Source organism: Streptomyces sp. NPDC030840 (assembly GCF_055572015.1).
Genome location: NZ_JBVIEE010000014.1, coordinates 74893 through 96236, shown reverse-complemented (window position 1 = coordinate 96236; position 21344 = coordinate 74893). Strand labels below are relative to the sequence as shown.

Annotated in this window: 17 protein-coding genes; 5 read left to right on the top strand and 12 right to left on the bottom strand. The window is 71.2% G+C overall.

Annotation, left to right across the window (positions count from 1 at the left end):
• Window positions 1-288 precede the first annotated feature (288 nt).
• On the top strand, window positions 289-3156 hold the full coding sequence (locus tag ACZ49J_RS27655; RefSeq protein WP_467452386.1) for a type 1 periplasmic-binding domain-containing protein: 2868 nt from the start codon (window positions 289-291) through the stop codon (window positions 3154-3156).
• A 53-nt stretch (window positions 3157-3209) separates the two neighbouring features.
• Here ACZ49J_RS27655 and ACZ49J_RS27650 read toward each other — a convergent pair whose 3' ends face one another.
• Together ACZ49J_RS27650 and ACZ49J_RS27645 are read right to left on the bottom strand one after the other, a co-directional pair.
• The gene (locus tag ACZ49J_RS27650; protein ID WP_467452385.1) at window positions 3210-4415 is read right to left on the bottom strand and encodes a GDSL-type esterase/lipase family protein; all 1206 of its coding nucleotides are present in this window, start codon (window positions 4413-4415) and stop codon (window positions 3210-3212) included.
• Complete coding sequence (locus tag ACZ49J_RS27645; RefSeq protein WP_467452384.1) at window positions 4402-5028, bottom strand: TetR/AcrR family transcriptional regulator; 627 nt, start codon at window positions 5026-5028, stop codon at window positions 4402-4404. Before ACZ49J_RS27645 ends, ACZ49J_RS27650 begins: the two co-directional genes overlap by 14 nt.
• A gap of 155 nt (window positions 5029-5183) precedes the next feature.
• Here ACZ49J_RS27645 and ACZ49J_RS27640 point away from each other — a divergent pair, with 155 nt between their 5' ends.
• Together ACZ49J_RS27640 and ACZ49J_RS27635 are read left to right on the top strand one after the other, a co-directional pair.
• The gene (locus ACZ49J_RS27640) at window positions 5184-6143 is read left to right on the top strand and encodes a hypothetical protein (RefSeq protein WP_467452383.1); all 960 of its coding nucleotides are present in this window, start codon (window positions 5184-5186) and stop codon (window positions 6141-6143) included.
• Between the two features lie 198 nt (window positions 6144-6341).
• A complete protein-coding gene (locus ACZ49J_RS27635; protein WP_467452382.1) occupies window positions 6342-7052 on the top strand; it encodes an alpha/beta fold hydrolase in 711 nt (236 codons plus the stop codon).
• Window positions 7053-7131: 79 nt separating this feature from the next.
• Here the strand turns inward: ACZ49J_RS27635 and ACZ49J_RS27630 are convergent, their stop codons facing one another.
• The 3 genes from ACZ49J_RS27630 to ACZ49J_RS27620 form a co-directional block, all read right to left on the bottom strand.
• Window positions 7132-8517 carry an LCP family protein gene (locus tag ACZ49J_RS27630; protein ID WP_467452381.1) on the bottom strand — a complete coding sequence of 462 codons (1386 nt, stop codon included), beginning with the start codon at window positions 8515-8517 and terminating at the stop codon, window positions 7132-7134.
• 256 nt (window positions 8518-8773) lie between these two features.
• A complete protein-coding gene (locus ACZ49J_RS27625; RefSeq protein WP_467452379.1) occupies window positions 8774-9724 on the bottom strand; it encodes a M56 family metallopeptidase in 951 nt (316 codons plus the stop codon).
• Window positions 9725-9730: 6 nt separating this feature from the next.
• Complete coding sequence (locus ACZ49J_RS27620; protein ID WP_467452378.1) at window positions 9731-10120, bottom strand: BlaI/MecI/CopY family transcriptional regulator; 390 nt, start codon at window positions 10118-10120, stop codon at window positions 9731-9733.
• A gap of 165 nt (window positions 10121-10285) precedes the next feature.
• Here ACZ49J_RS27620 and ACZ49J_RS27615 point away from each other — a divergent pair, with 165 nt between their 5' ends.
• The gene (locus ACZ49J_RS27615; protein ID WP_467452376.1) at window positions 10286-10588 is read left to right on the top strand and encodes a hypothetical protein; all 303 of its coding nucleotides are present in this window, start codon (window positions 10286-10288) and stop codon (window positions 10586-10588) included.
• A 52-nt stretch (window positions 10589-10640) separates the two neighbouring features.
• Here ACZ49J_RS27615 and ACZ49J_RS27610 read toward each other — a convergent pair whose 3' ends face one another.
• Both ACZ49J_RS27610 and ACZ49J_RS27605 read right to left on the bottom strand, forming a co-directional pair.
• Window positions 10641-12134, bottom strand: coding sequence for a flavin-containing monooxygenase (locus tag ACZ49J_RS27610; RefSeq protein ID WP_467452375.1), 1494 nt, complete (start codon window positions 12132-12134; stop codon window positions 10641-10643).
• A 1-nt stretch (window position 12135) separates the two neighbouring features.
• Window positions 12136-13140 (bottom strand): patatin-like phospholipase family protein, encoded by a 1005-nt coding sequence (locus ACZ49J_RS27605; RefSeq protein WP_467452374.1) that lies wholly within the window; start codon window positions 13138-13140, stop codon window positions 12136-12138.
• 153 nt (window positions 13141-13293) lie between these two features.
• Here ACZ49J_RS27605 and ACZ49J_RS27600 point away from each other — a divergent pair, with 153 nt between their 5' ends.
• Window positions 13294-13887 carry a TetR/AcrR family transcriptional regulator gene (locus ACZ49J_RS27600; protein ID WP_467452372.1) on the top strand — a complete coding sequence of 198 codons (594 nt, stop codon included), beginning with the start codon at window positions 13294-13296 and terminating at the stop codon, window positions 13885-13887.
• 9 nt (window positions 13888-13896) lie between these two features.
• Here the strand turns inward: ACZ49J_RS27600 and ACZ49J_RS27595 are convergent, their stop codons facing one another.
• From ACZ49J_RS27595 to ACZ49J_RS27575, 5 genes are all read right to left on the bottom strand, one after another.
• A complete protein-coding gene (locus tag ACZ49J_RS27595) occupies window positions 13897-14580 on the bottom strand; it encodes a DUF2238 domain-containing protein (RefSeq protein ID WP_467452371.1) in 684 nt (227 codons plus the stop codon).
• A gap of 103 nt (window positions 14581-14683) precedes the next feature.
• On the bottom strand, window positions 14684-16756 hold the full coding sequence (locus ACZ49J_RS27590; protein WP_467452370.1) for an RICIN domain-containing protein: 2073 nt from the start codon (window positions 16754-16756) through the stop codon (window positions 14684-14686).
• A 108-nt stretch (window positions 16757-16864) separates the two neighbouring features.
• Window positions 16865-18910 (bottom strand): beta-galactosidase, encoded by a 2046-nt coding sequence (locus tag ACZ49J_RS27585; RefSeq protein ID WP_467452369.1) that lies wholly within the window; start codon window positions 18908-18910, stop codon window positions 16865-16867.
• Between the two features lie 63 nt (window positions 18911-18973).
• Window positions 18974-20317 (bottom strand): ABC transporter substrate-binding protein, encoded by a 1344-nt coding sequence (locus ACZ49J_RS27580; RefSeq protein WP_467452367.1) that lies wholly within the window; start codon window positions 20315-20317, stop codon window positions 18974-18976.
• A gap of 77 nt (window positions 20318-20394) precedes the next feature.
• Window positions 20395-21342 carry a carbohydrate ABC transporter permease gene (locus tag ACZ49J_RS27575; protein WP_467452366.1) on the bottom strand — a complete coding sequence of 316 codons (948 nt, stop codon included), beginning with the start codon at window positions 21340-21342 and terminating at the stop codon, window positions 20395-20397.
• Between the last annotated feature and the right edge of the window lie 2 nt (window positions 21343-21344).

The following is a 21344-nucleotide window of genomic DNA, read 5'->3' as shown; positions in this document are numbered from 1 at the left end:
GCCGACCTGGTGCGGGCCGGGAGCCCCCAGTCGGCCAGCGCCGCCGCCCTGCGCGGCACGGTCCCCCACCGCCTGCCCTGCTCCCCCACGGCCTCCCACCGCCGCCCTGAGTCCCGTTGCCGTTTCGTCGCCCCCGAGTCCGTTTAGTGCACGCGGGTACGAGGGAAAGCACTCCTGTCCCACAGGAAGTCGGTTGAACTTGTCGGTGGGCGACGCGGGACGGGGGACGGGGACGTGCGCAACGGGGATCGTGACAGACTGCCGACCTGCTCGGCGGATCATCCCGGGATGTCGACCGAGGGCGGGATAGAGGTTCAGCGGCAGCTGGAAACCCTCATCAGGGACTTCCGCACCAGTGAGCCGCCCATGCCTGTGGTGGTCCTGCACTCGGAGGAGGAAGCCGACGACGCTCAGGTCACCGAGCTCGTCGGCGAGCTGCGCAAGGGGCAGAACACCCACGGAACGCGCTGTGCCGTAGCGCCGGCGACACAGGATGGTCCGACAGAGGTCCTGCGGGCCACACACCTCGTACGCGACCTCGGCGACCCGAGGCAGTGGGGCGGGCGGCATTCGATCTACCGGCGGTACGCGTTCCCGCGCGTTCGGCTCGTGCACGCCATCGAGGACGCCGTCCGCGCTCTGGGCGCCGACTGGCCCGGCCGGCCCGCCGGGTCCGCGGCACCGGAGACGGGGCACGATCCCGCGCAGGCCCTGCTGAACCAGCTGGCCAAGCAGCGGTGGCGCCCCGAGGGGACCGCGCGCTGGCACTCGGGACTGCCCATGTTCGACATGGCGCACATCCTTCCGGCCAGCCTGGTGACGGTCCTTGCCGCGCTCCTCGCCCGAAGCGACTGGTACATGGCGGTGGCGTCCGGCGTCGGCTTCCTCCTGCTGCTGGCGGTGCTCAACTACGTACTGCCCGGGCGGGCACCGATCTTCCTGTGGCTGCGCCGGGAGAGCCGCTGGTTCATGACCACGACCTTCCTCAGGGCGGCGGCCCAGGATCGTCCCACCGAGGTGTCGCTGTTGCGGCCGGTCCGCTCCTGGAAGGCGATCGCGGCGCGTGCGTACGACGTGGCGGAGGCCCTGAAGGCGGGCCACGAGTTCCAGCTCCAGCTCTATGTGCTGGCCCTGTTCGAGGATCTGCGGGACAACCACCGCCGCCGGAGCTGGGATCTGCGCGGCTTCAAACGCCTGCGGCCCCCCATGCTGTTCCTGCCGGAGGCCGGCACCGCCAACGGCGGCATCGAACTGATCAAGGCCGTCAGCGACGTGCGCAGCCGGCGCAGCGAGCTGGACCCGCTGCTCGTCGTCGCGGCGGTCAGCGCCGCCGACGTACGGCGGCTGGAGCGCAGCGTCGTCCAGGGTGCGCGCGCCGACGGGCCCGACCAGGGGTTCCAGGCCCGCCTGCGGGGCTGGTACGACGAGTGGGCGAGGAACCTGCGTGCGGAGCAGTCGCCGAGCCGCGAGCGAGCGGTCCTGCCCTGGGTGCTGAAGATCCCGTTGCCCGAGGGCGAACTGAGACCGCTCCCGGACAGACAACGGCACTGCGTGAGGGCCTCCACCCGCCCCTCGGTCGCCCGTGTGGTCTGGGCCCTGCACACGCTCGCCCTGGTACTGGCCCTGACGGTCGCCACCGCCGCCTGGCGCACCCAGGGACTCTCCGACGAGTACTGCTCGTCGTCCGTGCTGACCGCCAACCGTGACACGGAGCGCAGACCCGCGCCGGACGGCGGCACCGAGTGCATAGGGATCGCGACGGGTGACGTGCGCTTCGCCGACTGGCTGCCGGACGACGCCAAGGAACCCGCCGCCAGGGCGCTGTCCGACGGGCGCGGGACGCCCTGGTCCGTCGGCGAACTGGAAGGGCGCATCGCCAGGGAGAACGACGAGGTCCTCGCCAAGCACCGGGACCGCTACGTCACCGTGGTCTACGCGGGCCCGCTCAGCGCCGACCCCGACGGTGGCTCCTCGCCGGTGAAGGGCCTCGAGGAACTGGCGGGGGTGTACCTGGCGCAGGCCGTGATCAACGACAACTCCACGGTGAAGCTGCGCGTCCTGGTCGCCAACGGGGGCGTCGATCTGCACCACCAGGCGGACATGGCCGACGCCATAGCCGCCTACGCGGCGAAGGACCCGACGGTGGTGGGTGTCGTCGGTACCGGACGCGACCTCAAGTCCAGTACCACGACGACGCGCAAGCTCCAGAACGCCGGGCTGCCCGTGGTGTCCGGGACGAACTCCGCGACCTACCTGCCGCGCGACTTCGCCAACTGGTTCAGCCTGGCCGCCACGGACGAATGGCAGTCCGCCCAGCTCGGCCTGATCGCGAAGCAGTTGCGCACGCCCGGCACTCCGCAGTACGCCCTGGTACTGGCCCGTGACACCAAGAGGACCGACGACCGCTACACCACCGAGCAGGCGCACTACGGCGGTGAGATGCTCGACAGGTACGGCTTCACGCCGCTGCCCGAGCGCCGCTACACCCTCAACGGCGGAAAGCCCGACTTCCGTGTGCACACGGAGGTGATCTGCCGCGGCAACCGCGTACCGTCCGTGATCTACTTCGCGGGCCGTGTCGAGGACATCGATCCCCTGATGAACCATCTCAGCGCGGAAGCCGGCTGCGCGCGGAAGAAGATCTCCGTCATCACGGGCGACGACGTCTCCAAGGCCGACTTCTCCCAGGGCGAGGACGCGGTGGCCCCGAACGTGACGCTGTACCACGCGGCCCTCGCCGAGCTGCAGGAGGCGGCCTCCGGGACGAGGTTCTACGAGCACGCCCGCAAGTACCTTCCGGGTCTCGGCGGACAGCGCGTCCGCTACGACACGCCCGCGTTCGCCAGCGGCCAGACGGCCCTGTCCCACGACGCCACCCGTGCTCTGTACTGGGCGGCCTCCCACAAGGGCGTCCCGCAGAGCCGGGCGGCCACCTGGGTGAACCTCAGGACGGTCATGCTTGAGGGCATGGCGACGGGAACGATCGACTTCACCGACGCACCGCTCTACGGCGACAGGAAGGGCCACAGCATCGTCCTGAAGGAGGTCTGGCGCACCGGCGACGGGGACTCGCGGTCGCGTGTCGTGTGCCGGAGGGTGGCCGGCGACGCGCGTGCGCTGACCGAGAAGGAGTGCGCCATCAAGGGCCGTGGCTGAGCCGCACCCCGCCGCGACGGTGCCGGGCCGTCCCCGTTCCGTACGTCGCCGCCTCAGCCGCTGCGGTCCGTGAAGGCGCCGGGGGCGTCGAAGGCCAGCCGGGCGAAGCGTTCGCCGATGCGGCGGTGGGTGGCGGCGTCCGGGTGGAGCTGGTCCGGCAGCGGGAGTTCGGCCGCGTCGGACTCGCCGTAGAGGTCGCGGCCGTCGAGGTAGTGCAGGTTCGGGTCCTCGGCCGCCCGCTGCTCCACGATGCGGGCCAGCTCGTCCCGTATGACGCCGAGGGTCAGTTTGCCGGCGGACCGGTCCGCGGGGTCGCCCATGGCGACGAACCGCAGTCGTCCGGCGCTGAGGTCGGTGAAGTCCGGGGCGCTGGGGCCCGGCGTGTCCTCGTGGATGGGGCACAGGATGGGCGAGACGACCAGCAGCGGTGTGGTGGGGTGCCCTTCGCGGATGGTGTCGAGGAAGCCGTGGACGGCCGGTGTGAAGGCGCGCAGGCGCATGAGGTCGGCGTTGACCAGGTTGATGCCGATCTTGACGCTGATCAGGTCGGCGGGGGTGTCGCGCATGGTGCGGGCGGTGAACGGGTCGAGGAGGGCACTGCCGCCCATGCCCAGGTTGACCAGTTCCACGCCGCCGAGGGCGGCGGCGAGCGCGGGCCAGATGCTGGTGGGTCCGGCCGCGTCGGAGCCGTGGCTGATCGAGCTGCCGTGGTGCAGCCACACCCTTCGGCCGGGGTCGCGCGCGGGCTCGACGGGGGCGTCGGTGCGCAGGGCGAGGATTTCGGTGGTCTCGTTGTGCGGAAGCCAGATCTCGATGTCCTTGGGGGCGTCGGACAGGCCCGTGAAGCGAACGGTGCCGGACGGACCGGGGCGCGTCTCGGCGGTTCCGGCGGTCATGTCGATGGTGATGGTGTTGCCGGCCGTCACGCTGCCCTGATCGGCCAGGCGGCCGTCGACGAGCAGCTCGTACAGGCCGTCCGGGCGGGGCGGGGCGCCCACGTAGACCCTCTTGGTGGGCAGCGTGTCCAGTTCGACGGCGGTGGCCCGGCTGCGGAACACCAGCCGTACGCCCGACGGCTGGGCCTCCGCCATGGCCAGTTGCCCGTCGGCGCACTGGGCGCGGGCCCAGGCGGGCAGCCGGTGCGGCAGGACGCCGTGCTCGGTGCGCTCCACGTCGAGGGCACCGCGCAGCAGATCCGCGGTGACGGGAGTGGTGATCCAGTTGGTGTCCATGGTGTGCGGTGCCTCAACCCTGTTCATCGGTGGTCGGTGTGCTGGGCCGTGCGGACGGCGGGACCGGTGCGGCCGGTGCGGGCCAGTTGCGCAGCAGGGCGTCCAGGGCGTCGATGACCCGTGTCCAGGTTTCCTGCGTGTCCGGCGCGCTGTGGCTGAAACCTCCGCCGAGTTCGAGGCTGACGTAGCCGTGGAAGACGCTCCCCAGGAGCCGGACCGCGTGCGTCTGGTCGGGCTCCGTCAGGTCGTAGCCGCGCAGGATCGCCCGCGTCATCTGCGCGTGCCGGACGCCCGCGCTCGCGGCCGCCGTCTGCGGGGCGAGCCTCAGCTGGGTCGCGGCGTAGCGGCCGGGGTGCTCGTGGGCGTAGTCGCGGTAGACGTTCGCCAAGGCTGCCAGGGCGTCCTTGCCCGCCCGGCCGGCCAGGGCGGCGGCTCCCCGGTCGGCGAGTTCTTCCAGGGCGAGAAGCGCGATCCGGGTCTTCAGGTCGTGCGAGTTCTTCACGTGCGAGTAGAGACTCGCGACCTTGACGCCGAACCGTCTGGCGAGCGCCGAGACGGTCACCTCGTCGAAACCGACCTCGTCGGCCAGTTCCGCACCCGCCTGGGCCAGGCGTTGCGGGGTCAGTCCCACGCGTGCCATAACCACCCCCTCTTCGAGCCGTATCGATAATGCATTTACCTAAACCCTTTAGGCAAATGGAGTGCCGAATGGAGTGCCGCTCGAGCCAAGGCCCTCAGCCGGCCACGCCCGGCGTCCGACGTGCGCGGACGTTCTGCCCGGTGGAGCCTGGGTTCATGGAGCGCAAGGGTGGTGCGCGCCGTCGCGACGGCGCGGAGCACGAGGTGGAGGCGGCGCTCGACGAGCTCTACGCCACTGCTCCCGCCCACTTCGTGCCACGCCGCGAGGAGCTGGCCGCCGCCGCGAGGACAGCCGGCCGCGCCGAGGACGCCCGCCGGATCCACGCGGCCCGCCGCCCCACGCTGGCGGCGTGGGCCGCGAACCTGCTCCTGCGCTCCCAGCCGCGGGAGAGCCGGCAGTTCCTGGAGCTGGGGAGGTCACTGCGCGAAGCACACCGCGCCCTGGATCCCGATGCGGTCAGGGACCTGTCCGCGCAGCGGCGGCGCGTCGTCGCCGCCATGTCCCGGCAGGCCGCACAGCTCGCCCTCGACGCCGGGCACCGACTGTCGGACACGGTGCGCAACGACGTCGAATCCACCCTGAACGCGGTGCTCGCCGACCCGGACGCCGCCGATCAGTGGGCCACCGGCCGGCTGCACAGCACCCTCACCCCACCGGCCGCCTTCCCCTCCGCCGCCGCCCCGGGAGCCGCCGCTGCGGCATCGGGCACCCGGCAGAAGACGGCACGGCAGAAGGCGGCAGGGCAGACGGGGACACCGACACAGCGGACGGACGAACTCGCCGAGCGCCGACGGGCCCGGCAAGAGGAACTCTCCCGGGCCCGCAGGGCGGTCGAGGTGGCCGAGCGGCTGCTGCGGGACCAGCGCGCGGAGCACGCGGACGCGGAGGCGTCCCTGGAGCAGGCGCGCCGCAGTCGGGAGCAGGCTCACCAGCAGGTCGAGACCACGGAGCAGCGGTTGCGCCAGGCGCGGGAAGCTCTCACAGAAGCCGACCGCGACCAGGCGCAGGCAGAGAAACACCTCCATGGCGCCGCCGACGCGCTCGCCCGTGCCGAACGGGAGGCACGCGAGGCCGCCCGTGAAGTGGAGCGGCTCAAGGGCCGGCGCGGCCGATAGACGGTTCGTCAGGTACGCGGTTCGCCAGGCCGGCGGTTCGTCGGGCGGGCGGTGGCCCGTACGCCGCCGGTGTGCGCGGTCGGTGCGACGCCCGTGCGCGGAGAGGCAAGTCGGGTGCGGGATCCGTTGGTGTCATGAGGGCCTGGGCGCGGCAGCCGGCGCGGTTGCCGCGCGAGTGATGATCAGGAGAAGTGATCGATGTCTGGTAAGCCGACCGTCGTTCTCGTGCACGGCGCGTTCGCCGAGTCCTCCGCGTGGAACCCCGTCACCGAGCGGCTGCGGGCAGCCGGGCACCGCGTGATCGCGTTCGCCAACCCGCTGCGCAGCCTGTCCGGCGACGCCGAGGCCCTGCGGAGCCTGCTCACCTCGATCGAGGAGCCGGTCGTGCTCGTCGGCCACTCCTACGGCGGGGCGGTCGCGTCGAACGCGGCCGTCGGGGTGCCGGGGGTCCGTGCGCTGGTGTTCGTCGCCGCGTTCGCCCCGGAACCCGGCGAGAGCATCGGCGCGCTCACCGGCCGGTTCCCCGGCAGCACCCTGCCCGATGTCCTTCAGTTCGTGCCGCAGGCCGACGGGACCAACGACCTCTACATCCGCCAGGAGGCATTCCCCCAGCAGTTCGCCGCGGACCTGCCCGCCGAGGAGGCGGCGCTCAACGCCGCCGCCCAGCGCCCGTTGCGCGACACCGCCCTCAACGAGCCCTCCGGGGAGCCCGCTTGGCGGACCGTCCCATCCTGGTTCGTGTTCCCGGAGCTGGACCGCAACATCCCCTTGGCCGCGCACCGGTTCATGGCCGAACGCGCGGGCGCCAAGGAGGTCACCGTCGTGCCGGGCGCCTCCCACGCGCTGCCGACGTCCAGCCCCGAAGCGGTCACCGCCACGATCCTCGACGCCGTCGGCGGCGTCGCCTGACCCGTTCCCCGGACTCCGGGCTGGACACCGCGAACCCGCGCGCCCCGCGCGACCCCGTGTGGTGTCCAGCCGGCTGGCGTCACCGTATGGCGTCGAGGTCGAGGTCCGTGCCGACGACGAGCGTCACCACGCCGGCCGCGGCACCCGCGTCCTGCGTCGCCTTGGCGTCGGGCAGCCGGGAGGACAGGACCTCGGCCTGCTCGCGCAGGTCCTGCGGGTATGTGACCTTGGTGGTGCGGGAGTTCTCGGGGGCGTTGCCCGTGCCCACGACGGTGAGCCCGGCCTCGCGCAGCCTGTCGGCGACGGCGGCGGCCCGCCCGGTGACACCCGTGCCGTTGAGGACCTGGACGCGCACGGAAGAGGCGTAGAGCGGGTTCTTCGCGTCCGCGGTCAGCTCCTTCTTGTCCACCTCCTTGTCGGTGGCCAGCGAGGTGAACAGCTCGGCGGCCTGCGGGTACTGCCACACGACGTTCGCCTTGTCGGTGGCCACGTCGGCCTCACGCGGGTAGTTGGGCACGGTCAGGAAGGTGAGCCGGTCCTTCGGAATGCCCTTGAGTTCGGAGGCGAGGCCGTAGAGCGGCTTGATGCCCGCCAGGTCCTCGTCCGTGGTCAGGGACTTCGTTGCGGACTGAAGGAAGTCGTACAGCGCGCCGGGGCTCGTCAGTTTGGACTGCGCCTTCTCGGCCAGGGCCTCCATGAACTCCTGCTGGCGGCCGATGCGTCCGATGTCGGAACCGTCGCCGACCCCGTAGCGGGCGCGCACGTAGCCCAACGCCTTCTCGTCCCTGACAGTCTGGCAGCCGGCTTCCAGGTCGAGGCGGGCCTTCTCGTCGTGGATGGCCTCCTCGGGGCAGACCTCGATGCCCTCGAGGGCGTTGACCATCCCCTTGAAGCCCTGGAAGTCGACGGACATGAAGTGGTCGATGCGCAGCCCGGTGTTGGCCTCGACCGTCCGGATCGTGCAGGCGGCGGCGGAACCGACCTCGCCGGTGCTGCCGCCGATGGCGAACGCCGCGTTGATCTTCGAGCGCTGGGCGCTGGAGGTGGCGCCGTCACCCTTGTCGCACTCCGGTATCTCCACCCACGAGTCACGCGGGAAGGACACCACGGTCGCCCACTTCCGGTTCGCCGGGACGTGCATCACCATCAGCGTGTCCGACTGCATGGTGGTCAGGTCCTTGCCGTACTTGGCGTTGGCTCCGTCGCGGCTGTCCGAACCGACGACCAGGATGTTCTTCGACCCGGGGCTGAGGTTGACGGGCCGGCCCTCACCGAGCTTGTCGTCGAGGTCGGCCGACCCGATGTTGTCGTTCAGATCCTGGTACAGCCAGGCGCCGACACCGCCGGCGCCGAGGACGAACACGGCCAGTCCCCCGGCGCCCCAGACGACGATCCGTCCCCGGCGTGTCAGCCGCGCCGGCCCGCCCCCGCCCGGCGTACGCCCCTGCTTTCCCCTGTTGCCCACCGGCACCCCTCCCCCGTCTCGGCCGCACCGGACCGGTCGACTCCCCGAGCGTCCGATGCCGGTGCGCACCGGACGCGGTAACTCTACAATCATGTAGAGATACGTACGTCGGACGGGTCCGTCTCACGGCACCCGCACCCCAACGCCCCACCACCCCTGCCCGCGGACGTCGAGACGTCGAGAGATCGAGAGGTCGAGACGCAGAAGCCTACGCTCCGTCGGGCGTCCGCCGCTTCCGCCTCTTCCGCCCCCGCGCTCACAAGGGTGTCGCGGCGTACAGGATGAAGAACATGGTCACGGCCGAGTTCGCCGACGACATCGCCGACACGGCCGCGCCCACCGCCGCTCCCCACGCGGCCAGGCCCACCGACGTGAACAAGGAGGGCCAACTGCGCGCCGAGGGCGCGGGATCGAGCAGGGCGGCCACCCGCCGGGGCACCGGCCCCGCGGCGGCGAAGCCGGCGAGCGTCGCCACCGGAGTGCCACGGGACACCAGCGCCGCCTTGCCGATCGCGCGCGCCACGGCTCTGCGGCTGCCGACGGCCTGCGCCGCGTCCTCGTCGGCCCACCGCTCCGCCGTGTACGACACGGCCGTACCCAGCGGGCGCAGGAACGGATTGGCGCGCGCGGCCAGTTGGACAGCGAGCAGGAACCGGTGATGCCGGGCCGTCAGGTGGGCTCGCTCGTGGGCGAACAGCGCACGTCGCTCGGCCGGATCGAGGGAGTCCAGCAAGGCCGTGGTCACCACGACACGGCCAGGACGGCCAGGACGGCCACGACCGCCACCGGGCAGCGCGTAGGCGTACGGCATCGCGTCGGGCAGCACCGCCACCTCCGTGTCCGGCAGATCCGCCAGCGCCCGGTGGGCACCACGGCGGACCCGGCCGTGCCGCCCCAGGGTGCGGGCACAGGCGAGCAGGACCGCGAACAGGGCCGGGATGGCCAGCCTGCCGGCGAACTCGTCGTACGGCACCGCCTCGCGCACCTCGGGGTCCGACCAGCCGTCGGGCAGCGGGTTGCCCGGCAGTTGGGCCGTGCCGACCACCATGAGCAGCCCCAGACACACCGTGCTGCACGCGGCCATCACCACGGCCACCGCGGTCAGCAGACGGGTCGCGGTCCTCGGATGCAGGTGCTGCTCGGCCAGCCGCGCGATCGGCCACGCCGTCAACGGCAGCACCAGCGGAAGAAAGACGAACACCCCCATCAGGCTTCAGCCTTCCCCTTCACCCTTGGCGCGGCCCAGCAGTTCGCGCAGCAGGCGCTCGTCGTCAGGCCCGAGCCCGGTCAGGAAGCTCGCCAGCACCGCCTCGCGGTCGCTCTCGCCGTCGAGCACCTTGCGCATCTTGTGCGCGGCGAGCCCGGCCTGGTCCGAGGCGGGGGTCCACGCGAAGGAGCGGCCGGCGCGCTCCCGGGTCACCGCGCCCTTGGCCAGCAGCCGGGTCAGAATCGTGATCACCGTCGTATAGGCGAGATCGCCACCCAGGTGCTCCTGCACCCACCCCGCCGTCGCGGGCCCGTCCGCCTCACGCAGGGCGGACAGGACCAGCGCCTCGAGTTCGCCCTGTCCCCGCCGCCGGGCACGCTGCGGGTGGTCCGTCACGCCCCGTCTCCCTTCCGCTGCCGATCGTCTCCCGAGCGGACATCGTATAGACGGCGGCGAGGTCAGCGCACACCGCACTTCTACAGTGTTGTAGATTCTGAGTAGTGGGCCGCTCCCGCGGTCTTCGCTCACCTCCGCTCAACCGATCGCCCGTCAGGAGACCATGTGCCCCACCCGACCGGCCGGACCACGCGACGCCGGCACACCCATCGCGACCTGCTGGCCGCCCTGGCCATTCTGACTCCGCCGCTGGCCGTCGCCTCCGCCGCGGCCCTGCTCGCGCTCGGCCATGCATTCCAACTGGCCGGAGTACGGGGCACCTTGCCCGGCTCCCTCGTCACCGCGGCCTGGGTACTGGCGCTCGTCGCCGGTCTGAGCGCTCTCGTCGCCTTCGCCGCGTTGCTGGGCACGGCGATACGCGACCCCGCGCGACCCACGACGCGACAGAACCCCCCTCGTGCGGACTGAAGGGCCAGGCCGCCGCCCTCATCACCCGCGTCGCCGCGTCCCCTCGTCGCCGTCAGGAGGTGATGTCGTAGGCCTCGGGGTCGAACCGGGCCAGACGCCGCCGCATCCGGCCCGTCGACCAGGGCCAGCTGAAGCTGTTGCCGCCGTTGCTGTCGAGGTAGTAGCTGGAGCATCCGCCCGCGTTGTAGACGGTGGACGGCAGTGCCTGCTGGACCTCGGCGTTGAAGGCGGCCTGGACTTCGCGGCGGACGCTCATGCTCTCCCAGCCCGACGAACGGAAGTGGCGCACCGCGCCCGCCATGTAGTCCAGTTGGGCTTCGAGGACCATGTAGGCGGAGGAGTGCCCGGTGCCCAGGTGGGGCCCGAGGAGGATGAACGCGTTGGGGAAGCCGCTGACGGTGGTGCCCAGGTAGGCGTCCGGGCTGCCCTTCCAGTGGTCGTCCAGACTGGCCCCGTCGGCGTCGAACACCCGCTGGGCGACGGGCATGTCGAGGATGTGGAAGCCGGTACCCAGGATGATGGTGTCGACGTCGGCGCCGCTGCCGTCCGCGCCGATGACACGGCTGCCGTGGACGGCCTCGACGGCCGTGGCGTGGACGGTGACGTTGGACCTGGTCAGGGCTGGATAGTACGTGTTCGACAGCAGGAGCCGTTTGCAGCCCAGGGTGTAGTCGGGGGTCAGCGCCCGGCGCAGCCGTGGGTCCCTGACCGTCGCCCTGAGATGGAGGGAGCCCAGCTTCTGCACCGCGCGCAGGAGGGACGGGTGGCGGAATCCGACGCCCAGGGCTTCCATCGCCCCGTACTCGGCGTTGCGCAGGGCCTGTTGGGCTGCCGGGAAGCGCCGCATGAGCCATCGTTCGGCGCGCGGCACATGATGGTCGGGCTTGGGCAGCACCCATTGGGCAGTGCGCTGGAACAGGTGCAGCCGGCCGACGCGGGGCTGGATGGCGGGCACGAACTGCACGGCCGAGGCGCCGCTGCCGACGACGGCGACCCGTGCGCCGGTGAGGTCGTGATTGTGGCGCCAGCGCGAGGAGTGGAAGACCGCGCCGGGGAACTCGGCGAGCCCGGGGATGTCGGGGAGCAGCGGTTCGTGCCAGGGTCCGGCTGCGGCGATCAGGAAGCGGGCGGTGTAGCGGTCGCGCGTCGTCTCGACGTGCCAGCGGGCGTCACGCGGGTCCCATTGCGCGCGCGTGGCCTCGGTATCGAAGCGGATGAGGGGCGTGATGCCGTACGTATCCGCCGTGCCGTGGAGGTAGGCGCGGATCTCGGGCTGGCCGGCGAAGGCGCGGGTCCACTCCGGGTTGGGCGCGAAGGAGTAGGAGTACAGGGCGGAGGGTACGTCGCAGGCGCAGCCCGGGTAGGTGTTGTCCCGCCAGGTGCCGCCCAGGTCGTCGGCCTTCTCGATGAGGACGAGGTTCCGTACTCCGGCCTGGCGCAGCTTGATGGCCGCTCCGATGCCGGACAGGCCGCTGCCGATGATCAGCGCCTCGACGTCGTGGGTCTCGCGGGTGACGGGCGATGCGGGGCCGTCGGGGTGCGCCATGTCAGGCTCCTGTCCGGGCGTCGGGGCGGCTGACGGTTCGGGAGTGCGCCGCCGGTGGGCGGAGGCTGTCGCGGACGACGGCCCGTGTGGAGCGCAGGGCGGTTTCCAGGACGGCGGGGCGGCGCCGGGCGTCCATGAGGTTGCCGCCCATCACGTGCAGATCGGCGGGTGTGGGCTCGATGCGGACGACGCGGGTGCCCGCGGCCCGCAGCGCGGCGCACTCTGCCGTGAGGGTGCGGGTCATGGTGCGGCGCAGCAGCGCTTCCGCCCGGCCGAGCCCTCGGCGCGGTCCGGGAGAGAGCGAGCTCATCGGCGCGACGACGTACACCTCGTCGAGCCCGCTGGGCACCAGGAGGTCGGCGGACGCGGTGGAGAGGATGCCGCCGTCCGCGTAACGCCGGCCGTCGATGCGGACGGGCGGGAACCATCCCGGGACCGCCCAGGACGCCCGCAGCGCCTCGCGCAGGGCGACCGGCGGGGTGTCGGGGTGCCCGAAGACCGTGCGCCGGCCGGTGTCGAAGTCGGTGGCCACGAGCCAGGTCGCGGGATGACGGACCCACTGTCCGGCGGGTGTCAGCAGGTCCGCCAGGGCGGCGAGCCGGCCGGTGTCGCCACGCCCCTGCGGCAGAAGACCGGAGAGGCCGGCCAGTACGGGAACGGTCCGGCGCAGCGCGTGCCGTGCCAGCCCCGGCGACCCGGCGAAGAGCGCCGGCCGGGGCGGGACCCCCCGGGGCGGGGCAGCGAAGTGACGGACGAGTTCCGGGCGGGCGTCAGGCCCGCCGAGTTGCGCGGCCAGCAGTTCCTCCACGCCGACGCCGCCGCCGAGCAGGGCCGCCAGCTCCGCCCCGGCCGAGGTGCCCACCAGGACCTCGGCGTCGCGCGGGTCCCAGCGCAGGGCCTGCTGGAGCGCGTGCAGGGCACTGATCGTCCAGGCCGCGCCGAGCGTTCCCCCGCAGCCCAGCACCAGTCCGCGGGAAGGGGTCGTGCGTGTGCCCGCTGCCGTCACCGAGATTCTCCGCCCATTCGACTTCGGATACCAAGGGAATCCGGATACTAGTGGCATCCGAGAGGGCTGGGACAGCCCTGGGCGGGGATAAGATCCGAGAGATCTCAAGGCACTTCAGCGGAGCACCGCGCAGGACGGGAGAGGGAGCGAGACATGGCCCGCCTCAGCCGCGCCGAGACTCAGGAACGCACGCGCGAACGGCTCGTCGCCACCGCGCGGGAGTTGTTCCTGCGCGACGGCTACGGCGCCACGTCACTCAGCGACGTCGCGGAGACGGCCGGCTACTCCAAGGGCGCCGTCTACTCCAACTTCCGCGGCAAGGACCACTTGTGCCTCGCCGTCCTCGACGACATCCGGGCCGAGCAGCTGGCCCTGCTCACGGACTCCGTCATGCGCGGCACCCGGATCGAGGACCGTCTCGCGTCGTTCACCGCGTGGGGCGAGGCGCACATCGGTGACGAGGCCTGGACGACGCTCGAGGTCGAGTTCCTCACCCGGGCCCGTCACGACGAGGAGCTCCGGCGTGAGATCACGGCACGGGTCGCCGCGATCCGCGAGGCGCTGGCCCAGCTCCTCGAAGCGCTGGCCCAGGAGTTGGGCGTCTCCCTGGCGATGCCCGCCGACCGGGCGGCGACCACCCTGCTCAGCCTCGGCATCGGGCTCGGCGTCCAGCGCATCGCCGACCCCGCCCTCCCCACCGCCGTCCTGACCGACACACTGCTTCTCGTCCTGGGCATGGGCCCGTAGGCGCCTGCCTCAGGGGCGCCCGATGGAGTGCCCGAGGCGGGCGAGATGCCGGTCGTGCGTCCGGCTGAGGAGCAGCAGGGAGCAGGTGGCGCCGATCAGGGCGCAGAACATGTCCCACTGGGTGTCCCAGACGTCGCCCTGGGTGGCGAGGAACGCGTCGGCGGCGTGGCCGCCGGCGACGGCCGCCGCCCACTCCAGCATCTCGAAGACCGCGCTGAAGGCGAGGCAGGCGCTGACGGTCAGCGGGGCCAGCCAGCGGCTGCCGCGCAGCGGCGAGGTGCGGACCAGGATCTCCCGGACCAGGATCGCGGGGACGAAGCCCTGCATGAGGTGGCCGAAGCGGTCGTAGGGGTTGCGCTCCAGACCGAGCCAGTCGCGCACCCAGTCACCCGCGGGCACCTCCGCGTAGGTGTAGTGGCCGCCCACGATGAGGACCAGGGCGTGCGCGGCGAGCAGGCAGCACAGCAGGTCGCTGAGCGGGAACCGCCGGCGGAGCAGGACCGCCAGCGGCAGACCCACCATCACCCAGACCGTCTCCAGCACCCAGGTGGCCGGGTCCTTCGGGTGCCACGCCGACACGGCGAGCGCCAGGGCGACGACGGCCAGCAGGACCGCCGGGAGGCGCCGGCCGGAGCGGTCGCCGGCGGTCCGGGTTTCCGCCGGAGCGCGGACGGCGGTCGGGAGAGTGGACATGATGGCGGCCTCCTCGTGTCGGATTGGCCCTCATCTTCCGGTCGCTCCCGACCGCCGGGCATGAGTACGGGTACTCATCGGCACCTGTGCTGGTGCCCGGGTGCTACTCGGTGGCGTCGCTCACCTGCTCCGTCACGTCGACCACCTTCCACCGCTGGTTGGACCCGGAGTTCGGGGTCCACATCGTGACGGCCGCGCCCTCGTTGGTCGCCTGGCCGCCGACTTCAAGGAGGCGGTGGGTGGCGACGTTGACGAGGGTCCAGGTGCCGTCGCCGGTGGTGGACATGACCCACTGCGTGGCCTCGTCGCGCTTGCCCTCGTCGGGCTCGACCACCGGGGATCCGTCACGGACGGCCAGCCGCTTGCCCTCGACGGGGTTGGTGAAGACGTACCGGTCGAGGACGCCCGAGTCGGAGCGCACGGAGCGCAACTGCCACTGCTGCCCGGCCGCGGGAGCGTCCGCGGAGCCGGACCGGATGACCAGGCTGGTGCCGTTGTCCGCGACTGTGACGGCCTTGCCGCTCTGGACGCCGGTCAGGGTGTAGGTGTGACCCTTGCGCAGCAGCGGGGCGTCCTTGGCGACACCGGACACGCCCTTGACCGCGAAGGACGTCACGGACTGCGCGGGCACGGTGAACGTGGCCGTGCGGCCGGTGACCCTGATCGGGTCGTGCTTCTTCAGCTTGCCGTTCGCGTCGGTCACCACGGGGGTGACGGTCGCGCCCCGGCTGACGTCGCGGAACTTGGACAGGTCGATCGTGACGCTGCGGGCCTCGGTGGTGCTGTTGACGTGGACGACGGAGGCGCCCTTGCCGTTCCTCGTCACCGCGGCGGCGCTGGAGGTGTCGTTCACCTTGATCAGCCGGTCGCCGGGCTTGATGAAGTGGGTGAAGTTGCGGGCGGTGTCGAACTTGGTGTTCGTGTAGATCGGGCAGGTCTCCAGGGTGTCCTTGGAGGTGCAACTGAACGGCAGCTGGATGCTGCCCCAGTTGCCGCCCTTGGCGGACTCGCCGCCCGGCTTCATGTTGTCGTAGTCCTCGACCGGCTGCCAGAACACCCAGGCGCGCGGCTCCAGTTCACGCAGGTCGTCGACGATGCGCTGGGCGAGACCCAGGCCGGGCCGCATGTCCGTGAAGCTCTGGCCGTCGCCCCAGTCGCCCTCGACCTCGCTCATCCACAGCCGCTTGTTCTCGGCCTTGGAGATGTCGCGGACGGTGGTGCGCTGACCGGTGCCGTAGGTGTGGACGTTCATCTGGTCCACGAGGTCACGGGACTCGGCCGAGTAGCCGTTCCAGTTCGTCGCGAAGGTGCCGGGGTTGGTCTCGTCCATCGCGGAGATCTCGGCCTTGGTCTTCGCCTTCCTCAGGGCGGGTGCCAGGGCCTTGATGACCTTGTCCTGGAGCGCGGGACCCATGTGGGCGCCCTCCTGGCGTCCCCCGACGGGCTCGCCGTCGGCGCCCAGGCGGGTGCTCCAGTAGTTGGTGTTGGGCTCGTTGAAGGGGTCGACGGTGTCGACCTTGATGCCCTCGGCCTTCTCCAGTCGCTTGGTGGCGCCCGCCATGTAGGCGGCGAAGTCGTCGATGGACTCCGTCTTGAGCTGGTCGTCGGTGGCGTTGAAGCCGCCGGAGACGTAGCCGCTGACCGTCATGAACCACGGTGGGGAGTTGCTGAAGGTCTCCCAGTGGTCGATGTCGTCCTTGATGCGGTCGACCCACCAGCGCTGGGTGAGGTCGGCGTCCTTGTTCCAGTCGGCCGGGTCGTCGGCGCTCCACCAGTCGGTGTCCTCGCGGGTGGTGCCCGCGGGGGCCTTCCACCAGCCCTCCACGGCGCCGCCGGCGCGCAGGTAGTCCTTGACGTCGGGCGCGTTGCCGCCGCCGATGTTGTAGCGGGCGATGTTGAGGGCGAGTCCGTCGTCGTCGAAGAGGAGCTTCGCGAGCTTCTCGCGTATCTCCTTGGGGTAGTCGCCGGTGGCGTTGGCGAACCAGACGAGGCTGGTGCCCCATCCCTCGAACCTCTCCTGTTTGTAGGAGGGGTCGGGCTGGACGGTGACGGAGGCGGCGTCCGCCGCTGTCACCTGTGCCGTGGACGACGGGGCGGAGACCAGAGCGGCCCCGGTCGCCAGAGCGGTGAGACTCGCGGCTCCGAGGAGCCGTCTGCTGCGGGTACGGCGTGCCATCGTGTGCTCCCAACTCAGGTGTGGTCGCTGTGGTGGACCCTCCCGCCCGTCGGGGGCGGAAGGGGATGGCCCTCGAACGGGTGCGGAGCCGTCCGAGGAGTCAGGGGATCAGGTGCTGGGCTGCCGCAGGACGGCGACGGCGCGGGGGTCAAGGACGAGCGCGCCGTCGGCGTCGGTGCTGCCGACCAGCACCTCTCCGGTCAGCCCGGTCAGCGGCACGGTCCCGTCGGTGCGGTTGACCAGGAAGAGGAAGCGGGCCTCGGGGCCGCGGCGGACGGTCAGTTCGACCAGTCCGCGCGCGCCTTGCGGAAGTTCGCTCTCGACTCCGGCCGGAGCGAGCAGCCTCGGCAGCAGCGCGGTGAGCCCTTCGACGCCGAGCCGGGTGGAGACGTACGCGGCCGAACCGCTGCCCGTGGACCGGCGGGTGACCGCGGGGCGGCCGGAGTGCACACCGGTGCGGTAGGCGGACACCGTCTCCGTCTCCGGGTCGGCGACGGTGATCCGGTCGGTCCACAGGCTGCCGGTGGTGGAGTCGTCCAGTTCGACGGTCTCACCGGCGAGCAGCGGGCCGAACTCCTCGATGCGGATGCCGAGCAGGTCGCGCAGGGCGCCCGGGTAGCCGCCGAGCCAGACGTGGTCGTTCTCGTCGACGATTCCGGAGAAGTACGTGGTCACGAGGTGGCCGCCGTTCTCGGCGTACCGCGTGAGCTCCTTGGCGAGGTCGGCGGGGACGACATGGAGGACGGGCGTGATCAGTACCCGGTACCGGTCGAGATCGGTGCGGGTGGTGATCACGTCGGCGCGGATGCCGAGGGCGAGGAGCGCCGAGTACCAGTCGAGCGCTTCCTGGCGGTAGTCGAGCAGGGAGGTCGGGTGCGAGTCCTGCTCGCTCGCCCACCACGACTCCCAGTCGAAGACGATGCCGACGGGGGCCGCCTCGCGCTCTGAACCGGCGACGGGAGCGAGGGTCTTGAGGGTGTCGCCGAGGGCCACGACCGCGCGGAAGAGGTCGCTGTCCTCTCCGGCGTGCGGCACCATCGCCGAGTGGTACTTCTCGGCACCGGCCGCGGACTGCCGCCACTGGAAGTAGCAGACGGCATCGGCGCCGTGGGCCACGTGCAGCAGCGAGTCCCGGGCCAGATCGCCGGGCCGCTTGGCGACGTTGACAGGCTGCCAGTTGACGGCGCTGGTGGAGTGCTCCATCAGGAACCAGGGCCGGCCGCCGGCGATGCCGCTGGTGAGGTTGGCGGAGAAGGACAGCTCGTCGCGGTCCTGCGGGCCGGGGTGGACGTAGTGGTCGTTGGAGACGAAATCGATCTCGTCCGCCCAGTCCGGGTAGTTCATGCCCTTGGTGCCGCCCATCACCATGAAGTTCGTGGTGACGGGGATGTCGGGAGTGATCTCCCGGAGCACCTCCCGCTCCGCCCGCAGGTAGTCCTTCAGCGCGTCCGACGAGAAGCGCTTGAAGTCCAGCTGCTGGGTGGGGTTGGGGTGGGAGGCGGCCAGCCGGGGCGGCAGGATCTGCTCCCAGTCGCTGTAGCGCTGCGACCAGAACGCCGTGCCCCAGGCGTGGTTGAGGGCGTCGAGCGTCGTGTAGCGGGCGCGCAGCCAGTCGCGGAAGGCGCGGGCCGCGTCGTCGGAGTAGTCGTAGATGTTGTGGCAGCCCAGCTCGTTGGAGACGTGCCAGGCCACCAGGGCCGGGTGGCCGGCGTACCGCTCGGCCATCGTCCGCACCAGACGCAGGGCGTGCTCCCGGAACACCGGCGACGTGGGGCGCCAGTGCTGCCGCGCGCCCGGCCACAGCGTCTCGCCGGTGGCCGTCACCGGGAGGATCTCCGGGTGGGCCGTGGTGAGCCAGGGCGGCGGGGACGCGGTGGCGGTGGCCAGGTCGACCCCGATGCCGCCCTGGTGCAACAGGTCCATGACATCGTCGAGCCAGGCGAAGTCCCACGCGTCCGGGGCCGGCTGGATGCGGGCCCAGGAGAAGATCCCCACGGAGACGACGGTGACGCCGGCCTCGCGCATCAGCCGGACGTCCTCCTCCCACACCTCGCGCGGCCACTGCTCGGGGTTGTAGTCGGCGCCGTAGCCGAGACGGGGGGTGGAGTCACCGTCCGGCCCGCTCAGCACGCGGGTCAGGCGGGTGGAGGTCATGGTGGTCCTTCCGGTGTGTCGCACGGGGGGCGGCGCCGGACGCCGCCCCCTCGCACGGCGGTCCTACTTCTCGACGGTGAAGCCCTGCTCGTTGCCGTACTTGACCGACGCGTCCTGCCAGGCCTTCAGGCCGTCGGCCAGCTTCGTGTTCGACACGTAGGCCTTGCCGACGGTGTCGTTGAAGATCGAGTTGGCGTACTGCTGGAAGGGCAGGTACGACCAGTCGTCGGCGACGTTGGCGGCGGACTCGGCGAAGATCTTGTTGGCCTGCTGGCCGCCGAAGTAGTCGAACTTCTTGTCCTGGAACTCCGTGGACTGCAGCTCCGCGGTGGTCGCCGGGAAGGCGCCCTCGTCGATGCGGGTCTTCACACCGTCGCCGGCGTTCGCGTACTCGACGAAGGCGTAGGCGAGTTCCTTGTTCTTGCCCAGGGCGGGCAGGGTCAGGGAGCTGCCGCCGTTCTCGGCGCTCGCCTTGTCGCCCTTGGTCCAGGCAGGCATGGGGGCCGCGCGCCAGTCACCGGAGGCGTTCGGCACGCCGGTGACGAAGTTGGCGGGCATCCAGGCACCGGTGACCAGGGTGGCGATGGTGCCGTCGCCCAGGCCCTTGTACCAGTCGTCGGTCCAGCCGTTGATGGGCGCGAGGAGCTTCTCGTCGATGAGCGGCTGCCAGGTGTCGGTGAACTTCTTGGCGCCCGCGTCCGAGAAGTCGATCTTCACGTTGGTGCCGTCGACCTTGTAGGGGCGCGAACCGGCCTGCCAGAGCATGCTGGTGGTGAAGCCCGCGTCGCCGGCGTCGGCGGCGATGAACGACTTCGGGTCGGCCTTGTGCAGCTTGCGGGCCGCCTCGACGTACTCGTCCCAGGTGGTGGGGACGGCGATCTTGTTCTTGTCGAAGACCTTCTTGTTGTAGAACATCGCCATCGGGCCGGAGTCCATCGGCAGGCCGTAGACGGCGTCGCTCCCCTGGGTCACCGCGTTCCAGGGCCCGGCCGTGTACTTGTCCTTCAGCTTGTCGGCGCCGAAGGGCTTCAGGTCGGACAGGCCCTTGGTGAGCGCGTACTGGCCCAGCGCGAAGTACTCGACCTGCGCGACGTCGGGCACGCCCTTCTTGGCCTCGATGGCGTTGGACAGAGCGGTGTAGTGCTTGTCGCCGGACCGCTCGCTGACGAGGTTGATCTTGACCTTGGGGTACTTCTTCTGGAAGTCGGCGGCGACCGACTTGAGCGTGGGCTCCCAGGCCCAGACCGTGACCGTGCCGCCCTTCTTCAGGGCCGCCTGGATGTCACCGGCGGAGACCGGCTTCTGGTCGGAGCCCTCGTCGTCGGAGCCGCCGCAGGCGGTCGCGCCCAGGGCGAGGGCGGAGAGGAGGGCTATGCCGCGCAGCAGGCGGCTGGTCTTTCTGCGCATGAGGATGCTTCCACTTCTTCGTGGGTGGGACAGGTGAGGGTGTGATGCGTGAAGCCGTGAGGGCGTGAGCGGGAGGGCTACTCCTTGACGCTTCCGGCGGCGAGCCCGGACTGCCAGTACTTCTGCAGCAGCAGGAACGCGGCGATCAGCGGCACGATGGTGAGCAGTGAACCGGTGATCACGAGATTGAAGATCACGTCGCCACCGATCGTCTCGGCCTGGGAGTTCCAGACACTCAGGCCCAGGGTCAGGGGGTACCAGTCCGAGTCCTTCAGCATGATCAGCGGAAGGAAGTAGTTGTTCCAGGTCGCGACCGTCGTGAACAGCAGCACGGTCACGATGCCGGGGGCGAGCAGCGGCAGGGAGACCTGGAAGAAGGTGCGCGCCTCGCTCGCTCCGTCCATGCGGGCGGCTTCCAGCAGTTCGGTGGGGATGGCCTCGGTGGCGAAGACCCACATCAGGTACAGGCCGAACGGCGAGACCAGCGACGGGATGATCACCGCCCACGGGGTGTCGGTCAGCCCCATCTTGCTGAACATCAGGAAGGTGGGCACCGACAGGGCCGTGGCCGGCACGGCGACGGCTCCGATGACCACGGCGAACACGGCGCGCTTGCCGGGGAAGTTGAACTTCGCCAGCGCGTAACCGCCCAGGATCGCCAGGAAGGTGGCCCCGCCGGCGCCGAGCACGACGTACAGCACGGTGTTCAGCAGCCAGCGCGTGAAGACGCCGTCGTTGTACGTGAACGTGTCCCTGATGTTGTCCCAGAGGGCGAAGTCGTCGGCGAACCACAGCCCGTTGGAATCGGCCAGGCCCTCCTGGGTCTTGGTCGCGCTGATGACGAGCCAGATCAGCGGCACCACGGTGTACAGCAGCATCAGGCCCGTGAGCACGGTCAGCAGAACGCTGCGCCTGGGTCGCCCCGGAGTGTGCCGGCGGGGCGTACGCAGGCGGGACGCGCCCTTGCCGGCGCCGACGGCCTGAGCGGGTGCGGACTCGGAAGCGGTGGTGACGGGGGTGCTCATCG